Origin of the sequence: Streptomyces sp. DH12 (assembly GCF_020873895.1) — a bacterium.
Lineage (GTDB): Bacteria > Actinomycetota > Actinomycetes > Streptomycetales > Streptomycetaceae > Streptomyces.
Window position 1 is genome coordinate 1 of the sequence record NZ_JAHWGT010000872.1, and the last position, 475, is coordinate 475.

Annotated in this window: 1 protein-coding gene; it reads right to left on the reverse strand. The window is 71.4% G+C overall.

Annotated features, from left to right (window positions below; genetic code table 11):
• The coding region (locus LPA54_RS37535) for a zinc-binding dehydrogenase (RefSeq protein ID WP_228984919.1) at positions 1 to 475 on the reverse strand (475 nt) is incomplete at both ends.

Below are 475 nucleotides of genomic sequence, written 5' to 3' on the forward strand. Positions count from 1 at the left end.
CGCCTCGATGCACACGTCGGGTCCGCGTCCGCCGGTGCGTTCGCGCAGTTCCGCCGCGACGTCGGTGGTGGTGTAGTCGATGGTCTCGGCACCGGCGTACCGCTCCGTCATCTCCAGGCGTTCGGGGATGCGGTCGATGGAGATGACGCGTTCCGCGCCGAGCAGGATCGCCGCCCGCGCCGCCATCTGGCCGACGGCGCCGCAGCCCCAGACGGCCACCACGTCTCCGGGCCTCACACCGCCGAGGTCCGCCCCCATCCAGCCGGTGGGCACGGAGTCGGACACGAAGAGGGCGCTGGTGTCGTCGATGCCCTCGGGCACTGTGAAGGCGCCGTGGTCGGCGAACGGGACCCGGACGTACTCGGCGTGGCTGCCGCGCTGGCCGCCCATGGCGTGCGAGTAGCCGAAGATACCGGCGGTCTCGTAGCCGAACAGGGCTTGCCCGACTCCGGGGTTGGTGTTGGTGTTGTCGCAC